The following is a 15,807-nucleotide window of genomic DNA, read 5'->3' as shown; positions in this document are numbered from 1 at the left end:
GACGCGGGCCTTTTCGCGTGTGAGCGGCGCTACGCCAGTTGTTTCATCACGGCGGCGACGACCTGCCGGACGAGCTCCTCCGGCACCTCTTCGGTCGCGGCGGCGTGCAGGCCGGTCTGCCGCGCGCAGACGCCCATCGCGCAGATCTTCTCGAACTCCTCGCGCGGCAGTCGCTTCAACTCCCCGACCTGCCGCGCGGCCAGCAGGATCGCCGCGGAGTGCTCCACGCGTTCCAGGCGCATGTACGCCTCCGTCAGTGTTGCGCCGACGGTCAGCGTGCCGTGATGGTCGAGCAAAATCGCATCGTGCTTCTGGACGAGCGCGCGGATCGCGTTCTGCCCGTCGGGAGTGCCCGGCGTCACGTACGGCGCAGTCGGGATGATGCCGACCGAGTAGATGACTTCCGGCAGCACGTCGGCGTCGATCGGCAGCCCGGCTACGGTCAGCGCGATCGAGAGCGGCGGGTGCGCGTGGATGACCGCCTGCACATCGGCGCGCTGGCGGTACGCCTCCAGGTGCATCATCGTCTCCGATGACGGCTGCAGGCCGCGCGCGCGCGGGTGATTCGACGCGATGACGCGCCCGTCCAGATCGACGCGCAGCAACTGGTCGGGCGACAGAAAGCCTTTGCCCAGCCCGCTCGGCGTGATCAGGATGCGCTCCGGTCCGAGGCGCACGGAGATGTTGCCGTCGGCGGCGGCGAGAAAGCCTTTTTCCCACATGCGCTTGCCGATGGCGACGATCTCTTCGCGCAGGCGGGGCTCGTTCACAATTGCCATGCGTCTATTATAGCGCGGCTCCACGCAGCGCCCGCAGTCGCTCGCGCAGGCGCGCGATCTCCGCGGAGTTGCCGCGCTCCTCGCCATACGACCTCAACTGGTGCTTGGTAAACGCAAGGTCGGTGGCGGCGGCGAAGAACTTGCCCAGCCGCCGGTACGCGCCCCAGCCCTGCGTGAACAGCGCCGAGAGACGCGCCGACGCGCGCTTGCTTGAGGAGACGACCACGGCATACTCGTCCGCTGTCAGCAGCCCACTCGCGAGCTCCGGCCGCAGCTCGTCGACCAGCCAGCGGCGCTGGCGCGACAGAAACCAGAGCATCAGCGCCAGCATCGCCAGAATGCCGATCCAGTCGCTGAAGAACGCGCCAATGAACGAGAGGCAGGCGGTCGCCTCGGCCAGCGAGGCGCCCAGGTTGTGCAGGCCGTGGAATGTGACGGCGGCCAGCCACCCCGCCACCGGCGCGCCCACGCGGGCGAACAGCCCCACGTGCGAGCGCGCCCAGCCGAGCCCCAGCCCCGTGCACGCGGTGAAGAACGCGTGGTTGAAGCCGAACAGCACATTGCGCAGGATGATGTTGACGAGCAAGCCGCCCACGCCGCCGTCGCCATACGCCCCGGCAAAGTACAGCACATTTTCCGGCAGGGCGAAGCCGAACCCGACCATCGCGCCGTAAACGATGCCGTCCAGTGGATCGTCCACCTGCTGCCAGAAGAGTAGCAGCAGCCCGATCAGGAAGATGCCCTTGGCGGCTTCCTCGGTGAGCGGCGCGGAGACGGCGTAGGTCAGTGCATCGGCCGCGCGCCCCTTGCCGAGCGCGCCGACGATCAGGCTGTCGAGCGCCATCTGCGGGATGATCGCCAGCACGATGGCCGGTACCGCGCCCCACAGGAAAGCGAGCGTCAGCAGCCAGAGCGGCTCGCGCTCGTAGCGATCGAGCCAGTACACCAGATAGACGTACATGACCGTGGGCACGACGGCACCGGCGAAAGCCAGGCAGGCGAAGATGAGCACGTCCATAGGCGGTGTCCTTTGGGCGCGTATTTTACACCCGAACGGTTGATCGATCAATGTCTCGCGTCTGCCACCAGCAATTCTCATTTTGGAGTCGGCTGCCAATATGCCCCCTCATCCCCTGGCCCCTGCTCCCCCGCGCGCGCGGGGGAGCAGGGGCCAGGGGATGAGGGGGTGACAGCCACACTTACCATCAGGTATGGGGACATAATCAAACTGAAACAGTAGTAGTAGATATATCTCTACGGCCCGAGGGTCTGCCGGAGAAACCCGGTGACTTTGGACAGCATGTCCAGTTCGTCCGGCCCGATATTGACCAGGTCGAGGTAGTGCTGCGCGGTCGGGTACAAAACCAGGCTGTGTGTGATGCCGCGCTCTGTCAGCCGGCGATCGAAATGCTCCGCCTGCTCGACCGGCACCGTGACGTCGCCGCCGCCGTGAATGATCGCCAGCGCTGTGCCGGCCAGCGCGTCGAGGTGGTAGACAGCCGAGTAACGCACATAGAACTCCGGGCTGAGATTCGGCCGCCCCAGCCCGATCAACCCGTAATACAGGGCGTCGGCGAACTGCGGCTCCAGCGTCATCTGCCCTGTATCGTAGCGCTGGCGCACCAGGAAGATGTCGCTGACGCCGCCGAGCACCACGGCCGCGCTCACGCTGCCCGGTGGCGACAACTCCACCGTGCGCCACAAGTGCAGCGACGAGATGCTGCCCGCCATCAGCGCGATGCGCGCGGGATCGCCCTGTGCCGATGCCTCGCCGGCGCGCAGGTGCACCAGCAGCGCCTGGATGTCGCCCATGTCGCCTTCGAGATCGAGCGCGCGCTGCGGCGCGAATGCGATGACGACCAATCCCTGCGCGGCCACCGTCGCGCTGAGCGTATCCCAGAAGTCGGTCGTGCACGGGTACTCCCAGCACGGATAGAGGATCAGTACCATCGGGTAGCGCCCAGCGGGCAGCGGTTCGTAGACGTACGAGCCGCCGAGCGTTCGCCCGTTAGCCTCGAAGGTGAACGGGCGGCGGCGTACGTCGGACGGGTGTGGCTGCTGCACATGCGAGATCGCCGCCGCGCCGAACCGCAGCGGCGCGCCCGGAGTGGCCGCCACGCGCGGCGCCGGCCGCAGGGCGAAATCGCCGCTCACGATCTGCCCGGGGGCGATCATAACGCTGCGCCGGAACGGTCCGAAGCGCAGTGTGATATCGGCGTAGCCGGCACGGGTCGCCATCGGCACGTACGCGCCGGGCGGCAGTGACAACCGGTAGCGCCCGTCGCCGTCGCTCGTTGTGCTGAAGGCGCGGCCATCGGCCGCCGCAGCGACTACGGTTGCACCGGCCAGAGAGCGGCCCTGCTCGTCGAACACCGCGCCGACCAGTTCCCCGGGGGAGCCCGCCACAGACGCCGGCCGGTACCATAGCATTTCGAGGCGGTACAGCAAAAGGTGGCGCGCAAAGACAATCTCGTTCTGCTCGGCCGCGCATAGGAATACGATAGCGGCCAGTATGAGGAGCGCCGCGACCGACCGTACCCAGCGCAGCAACCGCCGGAACACGTTCATCAGTTCCATCATAGCACAAAAGACCTCGCGGGTTTTGGAAACCCGCGAGGTCTTGTGTCAGCGTGTCTATCGCCGGAGTGTGCCGGCGCTATTGCGGCGTCTGCGCCGGTGCATTCTCGCGCCAGCCGATCTCCGCGTGCGTGCTGTCGCACAGCGGCTTGTTGTTCGAATGCCCGCAGCGGCAGAGCGTCATGCGGTTGCGCGTTTCCAGCGGCTTGCCGTCCGAGCGCTCGACCGGGATGCCGCCCGTGACCCAGTACGGGCCGTCGGGTGTGACCGCGATCTCGCGCGGCAGATCCGGCTCGATCGTCTGCCCGTCGATCTTGTACGTCAGGCGTCCCGACGGGCAGCGCTCGCACATCGACATGAGCTGGAAGCGCACGATGCTATCGTCGGTGCGCTCGATCAGGTTCCAGACCTTCTCGATGCGGTTGCCGCAGAAGCCGGCATCCGCGCACAACGTGGTGTCGTCTTCCATCACGATGCGCGTGCCAGGGAACGCCTGGGCGCGGTTCGCGCGCGGCCCACTGTCGGCCGTCTCGGTGCCATTAAATCCGTTGCCCAGGTGCGAGCTGTCGCAGAACGGCTTGTGCTTGGACTGTCCGCAGCGGCACAGGCGGTACGTCTCATCGGTCGGGATCACCTCGTCGACGCGCCACGTCAGCGGCTCGCCGTGCTCCGAGTAGACGATCGACTTGCGCACCAGGCGCACGCCGCCTTCGACCTGATACGGCCCGTTCTTCTCGATGACGATACGCTGGCGCTTCTCCTTTGCAGCCTGCGGCTCGTCCGCCGGCACATACTCGAACGCCGGGCCGGCCGTGGTCACGCCGTCGCCAGACGGCATCTGCATCAACTCGATCGCCATGTTGCGGATCTGGTACATGCCGCCGACTGCGACCGCCAATTGCTGGGGCGCGCCGTTGAACGCGGTATGCAGTTGGCGCAACAAGCCAGAGTAAGCGCGGTTGTACTCCATCATCTTCGCGTATATCGGGCTGTCTTCCGGGTAGTCGCCGGAGCGCGGGTTGCTGCGCATCGGGTACACGGCGTCCCAGTCCACCGTGAACTTCTCCCCGGACGGGCCCGACTGCGGCGTGTCGCCCCGTTTATACGACCGGCCCAGCTTGATCTCCTGATAGCGGAAGTAGTGTGCCACTTCCTCGCGCTCGTGGTGGAAGATGTTGCGGTCGCCGTCCCAGACCTCGGCGTGCTTTAGGCCCTCGCCCTGCTCCTCGATCTCGTCGATCGCCTTCAGCGCGGACGCGAGATCGGTCACGGCGACGATGCGCCCACCGCCGTCGTAGTCGAGCGTGGTCGGCTGGATCTGGCGCGCGGGGTCGCCGGTGAAAACGGCCGCCTCGCCGAGCGTGGTACACAGGGTTTTCAAGCCTTCTTCGATCGCCTGGTAGAACTGGCCGAGCGTGTCGTAATGATCTTCCTCGGGCAGCGCGTCCCCGTCTTCCGGCTTCTCGATCAGCATGAAGATGTCCAGCGCCTCGGGCGAGAAACGCGACAGCGGCACCATGTAGGCATCGCTGCTGTGCGGCAGATAGAGCGGGTACTGGCGCAGGAAGCCGGGCTTGTCGATCTGGGGTTTGCCGCCGACGGCGTTCAGCACGTTGCCGGCCAGCGTCAGGTGCAGCATCTCTTCCAGGAAGACGCTCAGGATGACCTCGCGCGCCTCGGCGTTGTGGCCTGGCCTAAGCGAGTACAGCGCGCAGAGATACGGTGGAATCGTGCAGTGCTCGACTTCCATGGCCCACTGCAGATGGTCGCGGAGGCTCTCAATAGTGGTGATCGGCATGAATCCCTCCCCAGGGAAAATAGTATGCCGGGCGCGTAGGTGTGCACTCCCAGCCAAAACTGTGGCGGCAAGTATAGCACCGTCGCGCAAGCGCCGCAACATGGCCGGCCCACGCCGCCGTCGCCCGTCGCAGGCGAGCGTCATGCACATTGCCCTTCGACAAGCTCGGGGCACGAAGCCAGGGTACGCGCCGCCGTCGCCTGAGCCTGTCGCAGGCGAGTATCTCGCTCAACCTGGCGTCCCATTGGCAACGAGGCTCGTCAATCGCCCGCCCATGCTATAATCGTTCCAATTCCTGACTGGAGGGACTCATGCCACTCGATTTCTCGACCGAATTCGGCCAGCGCGCCGAGCGCCGCCTGCGCGAAGAATCCGTGATCTGGCTGACGACCGTCAGCACCGACCTGACGCCGCAGACGCGGCCAGTCTGGTTCCTGTGGGACGGCGAGACGCTCCTGATCTTCTCGCGCGAAGGATCGTTCAAGCAGAGGCACTTGGAGCAGCGCCCGCGCGTTTCGCTGAACTTCGATAGCAACGGGCGCGGCGGCGACATCGTCGTGCTGACAGGCGATGCCGAAATGGCGTCACCCTCGGCGGAGGCCATGGCGGCCTTTGGCGCGAAATACGCCGAAGGCTTCAAGCAGCTCGGCATGAGCGCCCACGCGTTCACGCAGGCGTATCCGGTCGCCATCCGCGTGCGCCCGGCGCACCTGCGCGGCCACTAATCGCGGCGGCCCTCCCGCCTTTCATGCACTCGCTCCCTCGCGCCGCCAGGCCGGCGCTTGTCCTGGCCGTCCTGACGACGCTAGGGCTTTTCTTCTTCCTTGACCACGCCCTGCGCGGCCCCGACTACGAATCGTACCTCGCGTACGCGCGCTCCATGCTCTATGACGGCGACATCCTGCTCGTCAACGACCTGGAACTGTTCGGCAAGGCGGTATTCATCGCGCCGACCGGCTACGCCAGCGTGCTCGCGAACATCGGCGCGGCGTTCTTCTGGCTGCCGTTCCTGGCGCTGGCGCGCCTGACGCATGCGGCCGGCGCGGGGTTGCCGCTGCCGTTGTCCGGCGACGGCACCAGCCGGTATGACAGCCTGTGGGTGAACTATGGCAACTGGCTGTACGGGTTGGCCGCGCTCGCGGTCGCCGTGCGCTGGGCGCGGCGGTACGTGTCGCTGCGCGCCGCCCTGCTCGGCGCGCTCTTCGCCGCCGTCGCCACACCGCAGTTCTACTACATGACAAGCTATACGCCGAGCACGAGCATGCCCTCCGTGTTTATGGGCGCACTGCTGGTGGCGTGGTGGGACGGCGCGCGCCACCGCGATCGGGCGGCCGACTGGTTGCTGCTGGGCACGCTGGGCGGGCTGTCCGTCGCGGTGGGGTTTTACAGCGCAGGCTTCTTCGCCTTCCCGTCCGTGTCACTCTTCGTGCTCGCGCTCGCGGGACGCGTGCGCCGCGCGCTGGCGCTGGGCCTGTGTGTCGCGGCGGGCGCGCTGGCGGGCTTCACGCCGCAACTGGCGGCGTGGCAGATCCAGTTTGGCGCGCTGGGCAACCCGTACGCGCGGCAGGTCGGCGCTGCCGACCCGGCATGGTGGGAACCGCTGTTCTCGACCTATCACGGCGCGCTATTCTACGCGCCGTTCCTTCTGGTCGCCGCCGCCGGCTATTTCTTGCTGGCGCGGCGCGATCGTGTGCTGGCGGTGGGCGGTGGGTTGGCGTTCGGCTTGCACTGGCTGGCTGTGGCGCTGAGCCTGGCGTGGTGGGCGGGCGCGTCGTTCGGCATGCGCTACTTCATCGGCCTGACGCCGCTCGTTGTGCTCGGCGGCGCGCGGCTGTTTGACGGCGCGCGGGCGCGCTGGGTGGTCGTACTGGCGGCGTTGTGCGCGGGCTGGACCTACCTGCTATTTCTGGGCGCGTACGCCAACGGCGTCAGCATTTCTGACTATTACCCGCTTGATGCGCAGTGGGCCAATGTCGCCGGTGCCGCGCGCGACCTGCCGCGCCTGCTGGCCGCGCACTGGCAGCCGCTGAAGTCGCCGCTCGTGCTGCCGATGCTGGCGCCGTTTGGCATCGGCGCGTTCCTCGCGTGCGCCACCGGCGCATGGCTTGTCTTCGCACCACAACTTCGCCGGCCGCGTGCCGTGGTTGCGCTGGCGCTCGCGCCACTCCTCCTGACAGCATGGCTCGGCCTGGCCGCCGGCGCCGGCGCCGCGCATCTGCGCGAGTTGCAAGCACAGAGCGATTATCAGTCGCTGCCGCGCGGCGCCGGCGACCCGCTCGACCTGTCGTCTACGTGGGCCGAGCGCGGCGTGTATCATTTGCGCAATGGCGACCTTGCCGCCGCCGACCTCGACTTCCGCCGCGCGCAGGAGATCGTGCCAGACAATGCGTACGTACGCCTGATGGCTTCCGATGCCGCGTTCGTCCCCAACCGGCTGAACTGGCAGACCGCATCCGGCCTGCGGCTGCTGGGCTACGGTATCACCCCACGCGTCGTGTCAACGCGCGCGCCCGTCTATCTGTCGCTGTACTGGCAACCGGCCGCCGGGGCGGTGCCGCCGTTCAATACACGCATCGCGTGGCTCGATGCGGCGGGCAACGTGCTTGCATCGACGGATGAAAAGCCGACACGCGGCCAATGGCCATTCGACCGCTGGACCACCGGACTGCTGCTGCGCGACCAGTATGCACTGGCCGCGCCCGACTTGCCGCCTGGAGCCACGGGACTAACGTTGCGCGTGCGTTTGATCGCCGCCGGCGGCGGGCGCATTGCGGTGACGCATGATGGTGCGCAAGTAGACGGTGTACTGACTGTCGTGTCTGTTGAAGTGAGGTGATAACCGCATCGCTGGCTACCCCAGCGGTAGGGTAAACAGCATCGTCGTGCCCTGCCCCTCGACGCTTTCAGCCCAGATGGCGCCGCCGTGCAGTTCGACGATGTGCTTGGCGATCGCCAGTCCCAGCCCGGTGCCGCCGCCTGCGCGCGACTTGTCGGCTTTGTAGAACCGCTCGAACACGCGCGGCAGATCCTGCGGGCCGATGCCGACGCCGGTGTCGCGCACGCTGATCGTCACATGATCGGGGTGGACGGCGACGCGGCAGTCGATCCGGCCGCCGGCGGGCGTGAACTTGATGCCATTGTGTATTAGGTTCAGCATGACCTGCTCGATGCGCGCGCTGTCAATCTGCACGATCACGTCCGGCGCGCTGCTGATCTGCAACGCCACCCCTGCGCGCCGCGCCTGCGGCTGCAGGCGCTCCGCCGCCCGCGTGACCACGGCGCTAACGTTGGCCGGCACGCGCTGGATCGGCGCGCGGCCCGACTCAATCGACGACAGGTCGAGCAGGTCGTTGACGAGACTCGTCAGTTGGTGCACCTCGCCGGCGATCCGATCGACGAAGCGGCGCGCCGCCGGCGGATCGTCCAGCGCGCCGTCGGCCAGCGTTTCGGCCAGCGCCAGCAGGGATGCCAGCGGCGTGCGCAGTTCGTGCGAGATATTGCTGACGAAGTCGCGGCGGATCGTCTCCAGCCGCCGTACGGTTGTCAGGTCTTGCAGGAGGATCAGGCAGGCATCCGCAGCCGTGTCGCCCCGCTGCGGCGTGGCGACCATGCGCAGGAAGCGCCGCGAGCCGCTCTGCTCCACGACGCGCGATTGCTCCTGCCCGGTCGTCCGCGCGGCGCGCAGGCAGGCCGTCATCTCGTGGTCGCGCGCGACCTGTGTGAACGTGCGCCCCAGCGCGTGCGCCGGCGGCGCGCTGAGGATGCGCTGCGCCTCGTCATTGATCTGCGTGACGGTGTCCTGCGCGTCCACAATCAGCAACCCGTCGGCCATGCGCGTCAGGATCGCGTCCAGCCGGGTGCGCTCCTGGTTCAGCGTGCGGATCGTGGCGCTCAACTGCTCCGCCATCTGGTTCATGGTCACGGCCAGTTGGCTGGATTCGTCGGGCAGGTCTTCGCGCGCGCGCGCGTTGAGATCGCCGGCCGCTAACCGGATAGCGATGCGCCGCAGGTGCGCGAGCGAGTTGGTGGTGCGCCGCGCGATCAGGATGGCCAGGCCAACCGCCAGCAGCGAGATCAGCAGTCCGGCCGGCACCATCACCGTGGCCACCTGCGCGCGCGCGGCGTCGGCCCGGCTGAGGGGCACGGCGACCCGCACAACCCCGACGGTCATGCCCGCGCGCTGCAGCGCGACCGCCGCATAGACCGTATCCGCTTGCAGTGTGGTGCTGAAGCGTGTTGCCTCACCGGTGCCGGTCGCCAGCGCCTGCGCCACTTCGGGGCGCCCGGCATGGTTGTCCATCAGCGCGGGTGACTGGTCCGAGTCGCCCAGCACGACGCCATCGGCACGGATAATTGTAAGGCGCGTGTCGGTGTCTCGGCCGATACGCTTCGCCAGCGCATCGAGCGCCGACGGATCGCCATCGAACAGCGGATTGACCAGTTCGAGCGCGAGGCGGCTCTCGGTGGCCAGTTCGCGGTGCAGCGCTTCGATCGCGTACGACTGCGCTACACCGACCAGCACGGCGGTCAGCAGAGCCAGCGCGGTGAGGATCAGCGCCACATAGGCGGCGGAGAGGCGCGCACCCAGCGAGCGGGGCAGCATAAGCAGGCGTCGCTGGGCCGGTGGTCGCGGAGCCACTGGCACGGCTACTCGAGATCCAGCCGGTAACCCACGCCGCGCACGGTGATCAGGTGGCGTGGCGCGCTTGGTTCGGCCTCGATCTTCTCGCGCAGGCTGCGCACGTGTACGTCCACGGTGCGTGTATCGCCCGCGTAGTCGTAGCCCCACACTTTTTCGAGCAGGGTGTCGCGCGAGAAGGTGATGCCGTGGTTGCGCAGGAGGTAGGCGAGCAGGGAGTATTCGAGCGGCGGCAGCGGCAGCGGCTGGCCGCCCTTGCGGATCTCGTGGCGCAGATCATCGAGCGCAAAAACGCCGTACGCATGCGGGCGGCCGGTGGCGGAGGCGGGTTGGCGGCGCAGCATCGCCTTGACGCGCGCCATCAGTTCGCGCATGCCGAACGGCTTGGTCAGGTAGTCGTCGGCGCCGAGGTCCAGCCCGGCGACCTTGTCGGCCTCGGTGCTGCGCGCCGTCAGCATCAGCACCGGCACGGCGGAAGTGCGGCGCAGGGTGCGGCAGACGTCGAGGCCGTTCATCTTTGGGAGCATGATGTCGAGGATGACCAGGTCGGGCGACTGCGTCTGGGCGGCCAGCAGTCCCGCTTCGCCGTCGCCGGCGCTCAGGACGTCATAGCCTTCCCGGCGCAGGTTGTAGCCGATCGTTTCGACCAGCGTTGGCTCGTCTTCGACGATGAGGATGCGGTGGGGCATGAGGCTATTGTAACACAGGGGGATTTGTTTTGTTCGTCATTCCCGCGAAAGCGGGACTCCAGGGTTAGGCTTGCGTACGCGACGCGCACGCCGGATTGCACCGCCATCGCCCAATGATCAGCTTTCGAGTTGCGCTGCAAAATCGTTAGCGGAGACGATCAAGATGCCCCGGTATGCTTTCATAGCTCGCAGATCATTGTCGCCAGACACGATGTACTCTACGCCAGCTGCGACAGCACATTCGAGTACGATGTTATCGTCGCGGTCTCGCGAAACCGGCGATGTTATTGTTTCCGGGCTTACAATGGTCGCCAGGGCCGCATAGCCAAGCACCAGGTCGCGAGCCGCCACGTCGGCACTATGTAGCCGCACGCTAAACTTGGGCCTGGCCAGAACATCTTGAAGCTCTTCCAGCAGAGCAAAGCTTGTGAAAAGAGCAATGCGTCCGCTTCGCGCCGCATCCAGCACGTGCCGGGGCGCACCGTGCCACAAAAGCGCTGAGATCACCGTATTGGTGTCAGCGACGACCCGAATCGTCACGCTTCCTCGCCGCGCGCGCCGCATCAATCTCTGCTTCAATCTCGTCGTCGCTCATGGCAACGCCGGGTAGGTCGGCGAGCCGGTCTGCCGCCGTGAAAAGATGGGCTACCTTGCGGCGCTGCACCTCTTCCCGCAGCAGCCGTTCAATTTCGGCGGCCGTTAGCAGGCCGGCCTTTTCGGCTTCGCGCGCCAGCGCGTCGGACAAAGCCAGCTTGAGCTCGATTTGTGTCATATTTATTGCTCCCTTTCGCCATCACCACTCCGCCGTATCCAGCATGATCGTCACCGGGCCGTCGTTGACGAGCTCGACGGTCATGTGTGCGCCGAACACGCCGGTCTGCACATCGCGCACGCCGGCCGCGCACAGCGCCGCGATGTAGGCGTCCACCAGCGGGGCGGCCTGCTCCGGGCGGGCGGCCGCCATGAAGTCCGGACGCCGGCCCCGTTTGGCGTCGGCGAAGAGCGTGAACTGCGAGATGACCAGCGCACCGCCGCCGGTGTCGAGCAGCGAACGGTTCATCTTGCCCGCCTCGTCGGCAAAGACGCGCAGATAGGCCGTCTTCTCGGCCAGCAGTTTCGCCTCGGCCATGCTGTCGCTATGCGTCACACCGAGCAGAACGACGAAGCCGCCCGCGATCTGGCCGGTGACGCGTTCCGCCACTGTCACCGCGGCGCGCGTGACGCGCTGCAACAACGCTCTCACGAGCGAACTCCCAAATCCCAAGCCCCAAATCCCAAACGGTCGGGATCCGGGCAACAGGGAGTTGGGATTTGGAATTTGGGGTTTGGGATTTGTTTCACTTGTTCTTCAGGAACAGCGCGCCGAGGCCCATCTCGACGTTGATCGTCAGCGTCGGGCCGCTGCCGGCCAGCGTGTAGGTGTCGCCGCTCTTCTGCCACGCGCCCTCGGCGTTCGCCGCGCGCAGGCCGCCCGACAGAGTCGCCTTGGCGGGGATGCCCTCCGGCACGATGAGCGTGATGTTGCTGACGCCCGCTTTGACCGTCGCCGTCGCGCTGCGCTGCAGCTTGCCGCTGAAATCGAGCGTGTAGTTGCTCGCGCCGCCGCTGAACGTCAGCGACTCCAGGTTGGCGCTGGCAAGCCCGGCCAGCGTGATGCTCGCCGCGCCCGCGTTGACGGTCAGGTCCTTCAGCACCTCGGGGTTGGCGCTCGACCAGCGGATCTCGGTCGCCGATGCGCCCTGCTCCACGCGCAGCGACTGCAGCGGCACGCCGCCCAGTTCCAGCTTGCCGGTCGTGGCGCCCGCGCCGATCTTCAGCCGCATCGGCGTCTTGCCCAGCTTGAGCGTCCACTTGTTGACCGTGTCGGTGCTGTCGGTGATGGGGCTTTTGGATATGCCTTGCGCCACAATAACCATGCCGCTCGTCGTCGTCACCGTCGGTTTCCACTCGGCGACGTTGGTCTGCACGGAGCCCTCGACCAGCGCGGTAGCGCCGCCGGTCACGTCGAGCGAGCCGCCGCCCATCGTAATCACCAGGTCGACCGGGCTGCCGGCCGGCGCGGCTGCGCTGATCGGGTAGGTCACGGTCGGGCCGGTCTTGGCCTGCGGGACGTTGCCAAAGGAGATGTCGCAGGCCATCACAAACAGCGCGGCCAGCGCCAGCCATGCGAGTACAGTGCGTTTGCTCATCGGGGCCTCCGCAGGCCAAAAGGGCAGGCGCGCGGCCTGCCGCCGTGCATTACGACGCGCCGAGGCGCGCCTTCTCCTCGTCCACGATCTTCACGTCGAGCTTCTTGAACAGCGCCTGCGGCTCGCGCAGCGCCTGCCCCGGCTGCAGTTCGCTCGGCTGCCAGCGATCGCCTGCGCCGCTGGCGCGGTTCACGAGCGCGCGGTGGGTGGAGTGCGACTCCGCGAACTCCACGATCTCCAGCGCGCCGAACCAGTCGTCCGCATAACCGAGCTGGACGTGCAGCGACTGTGCCGAGAACGGCAGGAACGGGCTGAACATCCGATTCAGCGAGTCGATCACGCGCAGCGCGACGTAGATTGTCGTCGCGGCACGCGCGCGGTCGACCTTGATCTCTTTCCACGGCTCGCGCGCGTTCAGGTATGCATTGGCGTCGCGCGCCAGTGCCATCACGGCGGCCTGCGCCGAGCGCAACTGCACCTGCTCGAGCAATTCAGCCACGGGGCCGAAGCCTTCTTCGACGTTGGCGATGAGCGCGCGGTCGGTTTCGTCCAGTTCGCCCGGCTGCGGCACCTGCTTGTCGAAGTTGCGGTACGCGAACGTCAGCACGCGATTGGCCAGGTTGCCCCAAGTGCCGACCAGTTCGTCGTTGTTGCGGCGCAGGAAGTCCGACCAGGCGAAGTCGCTGTCGCGCGTCTCCGGCGCCACCGCCGTCAGGTAGTAGCGCAGCGGGTCGGGATCGTAGCGCGCCAGCGCGTCGGGCAGCCAGACCGCCCAGCGGTCACCCTTGCTGAACTTGCGCCCTTCGAGATTCAGGAACTCGTTGGACGGGATGTCGTGCGGCAGGTTGAGTGTACGCCCGCTGTCGTCGTAGAGCGAACGGGCGCCCATCAGCATCGCCGGCCAGATGATCGCGTGGAACGGGATGTTGTCCTTGCCGATGAAGTAGTACGCGCGCGCCTCGGGGTTGTACCACCACTCCTTCCAGGCGTCGGGCGTGCCCTGGTTGTGGGACCACTCGATGCTGGCCGACAGGTAGCCGATCACCGCCTCGAACCAGACGTAGAGCCGTTTGTCGTCCCAGCCGGGCACCGGCACCTTGATGCCCCATTCGAGGTCGCGGGTGATCGCGCGCGCCTGCAGGCCGTTGGCGACGTAGTTGTGCGCGAAGCGCGCCACGTTCGGCCGCCACGAGGCGCTCTGCCGCTCGAACCAGCCCAGCAGCGGTGCGGCCTCGGCCGGCAGGTCGAGGTAGAAGTGCGCGCTGTCGCGCACGATGACCTTGTGCGGCGGGTCGCCCGGCTTGGCCAGCTTGCACTGCGGGTCGCCCAGCTCGAGCGCATCGAGCACGCTGTCGCAGTTCTGGCACTGGTCGCCGCGCGCGTTCGGGAAACCGCAGACCGGACACTTGCCATACACGTAGCGGTCGGGCAGGAACTTCTGGTCGTGCTCGCAGAACAACTGCCGCGTCGGCTCTTCAAAGATGAGCTCGTGCTCGCGCAAGCGCAGGAAGATGTCTCGCGACACCTTATGATGGTTCTCCGTGTCGGTGTGCGTGAACAGGTCGAACGAGACGCCGAGCTTGCGCAGGCCGTCCAGGAACGACTCGTGATAGCGTAGGAACAGCTCGCGCGGCGTGACGCCTTCCTTGTCCGCTTCGAACGTCACAGGCGTGCCGTGCGAGTCGCTGCCGGAGACCATCAGCACGCGGTTGCCGCGCAGGCGATGGTAGCGCGCGAAGATGTCGGGGGGCAGGTACGCGCCCGCCACGTGGCCCAAGTGCATGTGATTGTTCGCGTAGGGCCACGCGACCGAGACGAGAATGTGCTGGTTCATGAGGTCTTCTCCTATCATTTCATTCTATCACAATCCGCGCGATGGGCTGGGCATACCGGCAAACTGTCAGAGCGCGCCTGTCTGGTGCACCCGTGTAGGGGCGCATCGTGATGCGCCCGCGGGCGGCTCGCGAGCCGCCACTACGTTGACATCGATATTCGGCAGTTCTGACAGTTTTGCGCTATACCCTTGTGGCAGGCTGCCCGTCACGGGCCGCGGGCTGACGCAGCCCTTCGAATCTGCGCCGCGTGTTGAACGACGAAAAAAGCCACTCGCTGCGAGTGGCTTCGACCGAACGGCAGGGCTGAGGCTTACTTTGTGTTGTACTTGCCCCGCCAGTCGTTGATGCGCACGCGCAGCACGTCGCCGAAGTTGCGCATGGAATCGGTGAGCGGGTTCACTTTGGTCGCCGTGCCGTACCGCCACTCAGTCGGCACCTCTTTCACCTTGTAGCCGAGTTTGACGGCGAGGAAGATCACCTCCACGTCATAGGCGGTCACCGCGGCGCCGCGCACCACGGCCGCGTTGTCGCCGTACAGTTGCACGCGCCCGAAGATGTCGCGCGCCGCGCCGGCCTCGAACATCTTGAAGCCGCACTGCGTGTCCTCGAAGCCGCCGATGGCGATCAGGCGCGTGATCAGGTTGAACACGCGGCCCATGATGTGCCGGTAGGCCGGCTCGCCGATGCGCCGCGCGCCGAGTCCCTCGCGCGACGCGATGGCGACCGCGTAGCCGTCGTCCAGCCAGTGCGACAGCTTCTGTTCCTCCTCGATCGGCGTCGCCAGGTCGGCGTCGCAGACGAGCACGCGCGCGCCGGTTGCCCCGAGCACGCCGGTGCGGACGGTGTAGCCCTTGCCGCGGTGCGGGTTGCGGATCAGGCGCACCTCCGGGTTGGCCTGCGCGAACGACGCCACGAAATCGGCCGTGCCGTCGCTGGAGCCGTCGTCCACGACGAGGATCTCGATCGACGCGGCATGCGCGCGGAAATACGCCGCGACGCGCGCGAGCGTGTCGGGCAGGCGTTTTTCCTCGTTGTAGGCCGGGATGACCACGGTCAGTGCGGGGCGCACGGAGTCGTTAATGGCGGCAAGCTCCTGACTGGAATCCATCCGATAATACAATGACGGCGCGGCTTCGTCAAAAGTTGCCGCGCGCCGGGGCCGTGTAGCCTAATATAAAAATCTTACTTTCAGCTGATTCGTGGCCTAGCCACAAAACCTTACCGCAGCGGTGATGGTTTGAGTTCGTGCAGCAGTTCAAGGACGGTGCGATGCAACTGGACGACATCCAACTGGGCATGCT

14 protein-coding genes are annotated in these 15,807 nt (G+C 66.8%); 2 read left to right on the top strand and 12 right to left on the bottom strand.

What is annotated here, in order from left to right; translation table 11 throughout:
• Positions 1-29 precede the first annotated feature (29 nt).
• The 4 genes from HZB53_05205 to HZB53_05190 all read right to left on the bottom strand — a co-directional run bounded on the left by HZB53_05205 (position 30) and on the right by HZB53_05190 (position 5,154).
• Positions 30-779, bottom strand: a complete 750-nt coding sequence (locus tag HZB53_05205) for a class II aldolase/adducin family protein (GenBank protein MBI5877030.1) — start codon at positions 777-779, stop codon at positions 30-32.
• 7 nt (positions 780-786) lie between these two features.
• The gene (locus HZB53_05200) at positions 787-1,797 is read right to left on the bottom strand and encodes a PrsW family intramembrane metalloprotease (GenBank protein MBI5877029.1); all 1,011 of its coding nucleotides are present in this window, start codon (positions 1,795-1,797) and stop codon (positions 787-789) included.
• A 236-nt stretch (positions 1,798-2,033) separates the two neighbouring features.
• Positions 2,034-3,359, bottom strand: coding sequence for a carboxypeptidase regulatory-like domain-containing protein (locus HZB53_05195; GenBank protein ID MBI5877028.1), 1,326 nt, complete (start codon positions 3,357-3,359; stop codon positions 2,034-2,036).
• A gap of 76 nt (positions 3,360-3,435) precedes the next feature.
• Complete coding sequence (locus HZB53_05190) at positions 3,436-5,154, bottom strand: CDGSH iron-sulfur domain-containing protein (GenBank protein ID MBI5877027.1); 1,719 nt, start codon at positions 5,152-5,154, stop codon at positions 3,436-3,438.
• A 311-nt stretch (positions 5,155-5,465) separates the two neighbouring features.
• Here HZB53_05190 and HZB53_05185 point away from each other — a divergent pair, with 311 nt between their 5' ends.
• Positions 5,466-5,879 (top strand): TIGR03667 family PPOX class F420-dependent oxidoreductase, encoded by a 414-nt coding sequence (locus HZB53_05185; GenBank protein MBI5877026.1) that lies wholly within the window; start codon positions 5,466-5,468, stop codon positions 5,877-5,879.
• Between the two features lie 23 nt (positions 5,880-5,902).
• Positions 5,903-7,990, top strand: a complete 2,088-nt coding sequence (locus HZB53_05180) for a hypothetical protein (GenBank protein MBI5877025.1) — start codon at positions 5,903-5,905, stop codon at positions 7,988-7,990.
• 15 nt (positions 7,991-8,005) lie between these two features.
• Here the strand turns inward: HZB53_05180 and HZB53_05175 are convergent, their stop codons facing one another.
• The 8 genes from HZB53_05175 to HZB53_05140 all read right to left on the bottom strand — a co-directional run bounded on the left by HZB53_05175 (position 8,006) and on the right by HZB53_05140 (position 15,614).
• Positions 8,006-9,793, bottom strand: coding sequence for a HAMP domain-containing protein (locus HZB53_05175; protein ID MBI5877024.1), 1,788 nt, complete (start codon positions 9,791-9,793; stop codon positions 8,006-8,008).
• An 8-nt stretch (positions 9,794-9,801) separates the two neighbouring features.
• On the bottom strand, positions 9,802-10,482 hold the full coding sequence (locus tag HZB53_05170; protein MBI5877023.1) for a response regulator transcription factor: 681 nt from the start codon (positions 10,480-10,482) through the stop codon (positions 9,802-9,804).
• A 117-nt stretch (positions 10,483-10,599) separates the two neighbouring features.
• The gene (locus HZB53_05165; GenBank protein MBI5877022.1) at positions 10,600-11,016 is read right to left on the bottom strand and encodes a putative toxin-antitoxin system toxin component, PIN family; all 417 of its coding nucleotides are present in this window, start codon (positions 11,014-11,016) and stop codon (positions 10,600-10,602) included.
• Positions 11,000-11,254 carry a hypothetical protein gene (locus HZB53_05160; protein MBI5877021.1) on the bottom strand — a complete coding sequence of 85 codons (255 nt, stop codon included), beginning with the start codon at positions 11,252-11,254 and terminating at the stop codon, positions 11,000-11,002. Before HZB53_05160 ends, HZB53_05165 begins: the two co-directional genes overlap by 17 nt.
• Before the next feature lie 21 nt (positions 11,255-11,275).
• Positions 11,276-11,725, bottom strand: coding sequence for a D-tyrosyl-tRNA(Tyr) deacylase (locus HZB53_05155; protein ID MBI5877020.1), 450 nt, complete (start codon positions 11,723-11,725; stop codon positions 11,276-11,278).
• A 94-nt stretch (positions 11,726-11,819) separates the two neighbouring features.
• Entirely contained in the window at positions 11,820-12,671 is an 852-nt protein-coding gene (locus HZB53_05150) for a hypothetical protein (protein MBI5877019.1), read from the bottom strand.
• 49 nt (positions 12,672-12,720) lie between these two features.
• The gene (locus tag HZB53_05145; GenBank protein MBI5877018.1) at positions 12,721-14,505 is read right to left on the bottom strand and encodes a methionine--tRNA ligase; all 1,785 of its coding nucleotides are present in this window, start codon (positions 14,503-14,505) and stop codon (positions 12,721-12,723) included.
• A gap of 311 nt (positions 14,506-14,816) precedes the next feature.
• Positions 14,817-15,614 carry a glycosyltransferase family 2 protein gene (locus HZB53_05140; GenBank protein MBI5877017.1) on the bottom strand — a complete coding sequence of 266 codons (798 nt, stop codon included), beginning with the start codon at positions 15,612-15,614 and terminating at the stop codon, positions 14,817-14,819.
• Positions 15,615-15,807: the final 193 nt, after the last annotated feature.

This window comes from Chloroflexota bacterium (assembly GCA_016235055.1).
Classification (GTDB): Bacteria; Chloroflexota; Anaerolineae; order JACRMK01; family JACRMK01; genus JACRMK01.
This window is presented reverse-complemented; position numbering and strand designations above follow the sequence as displayed.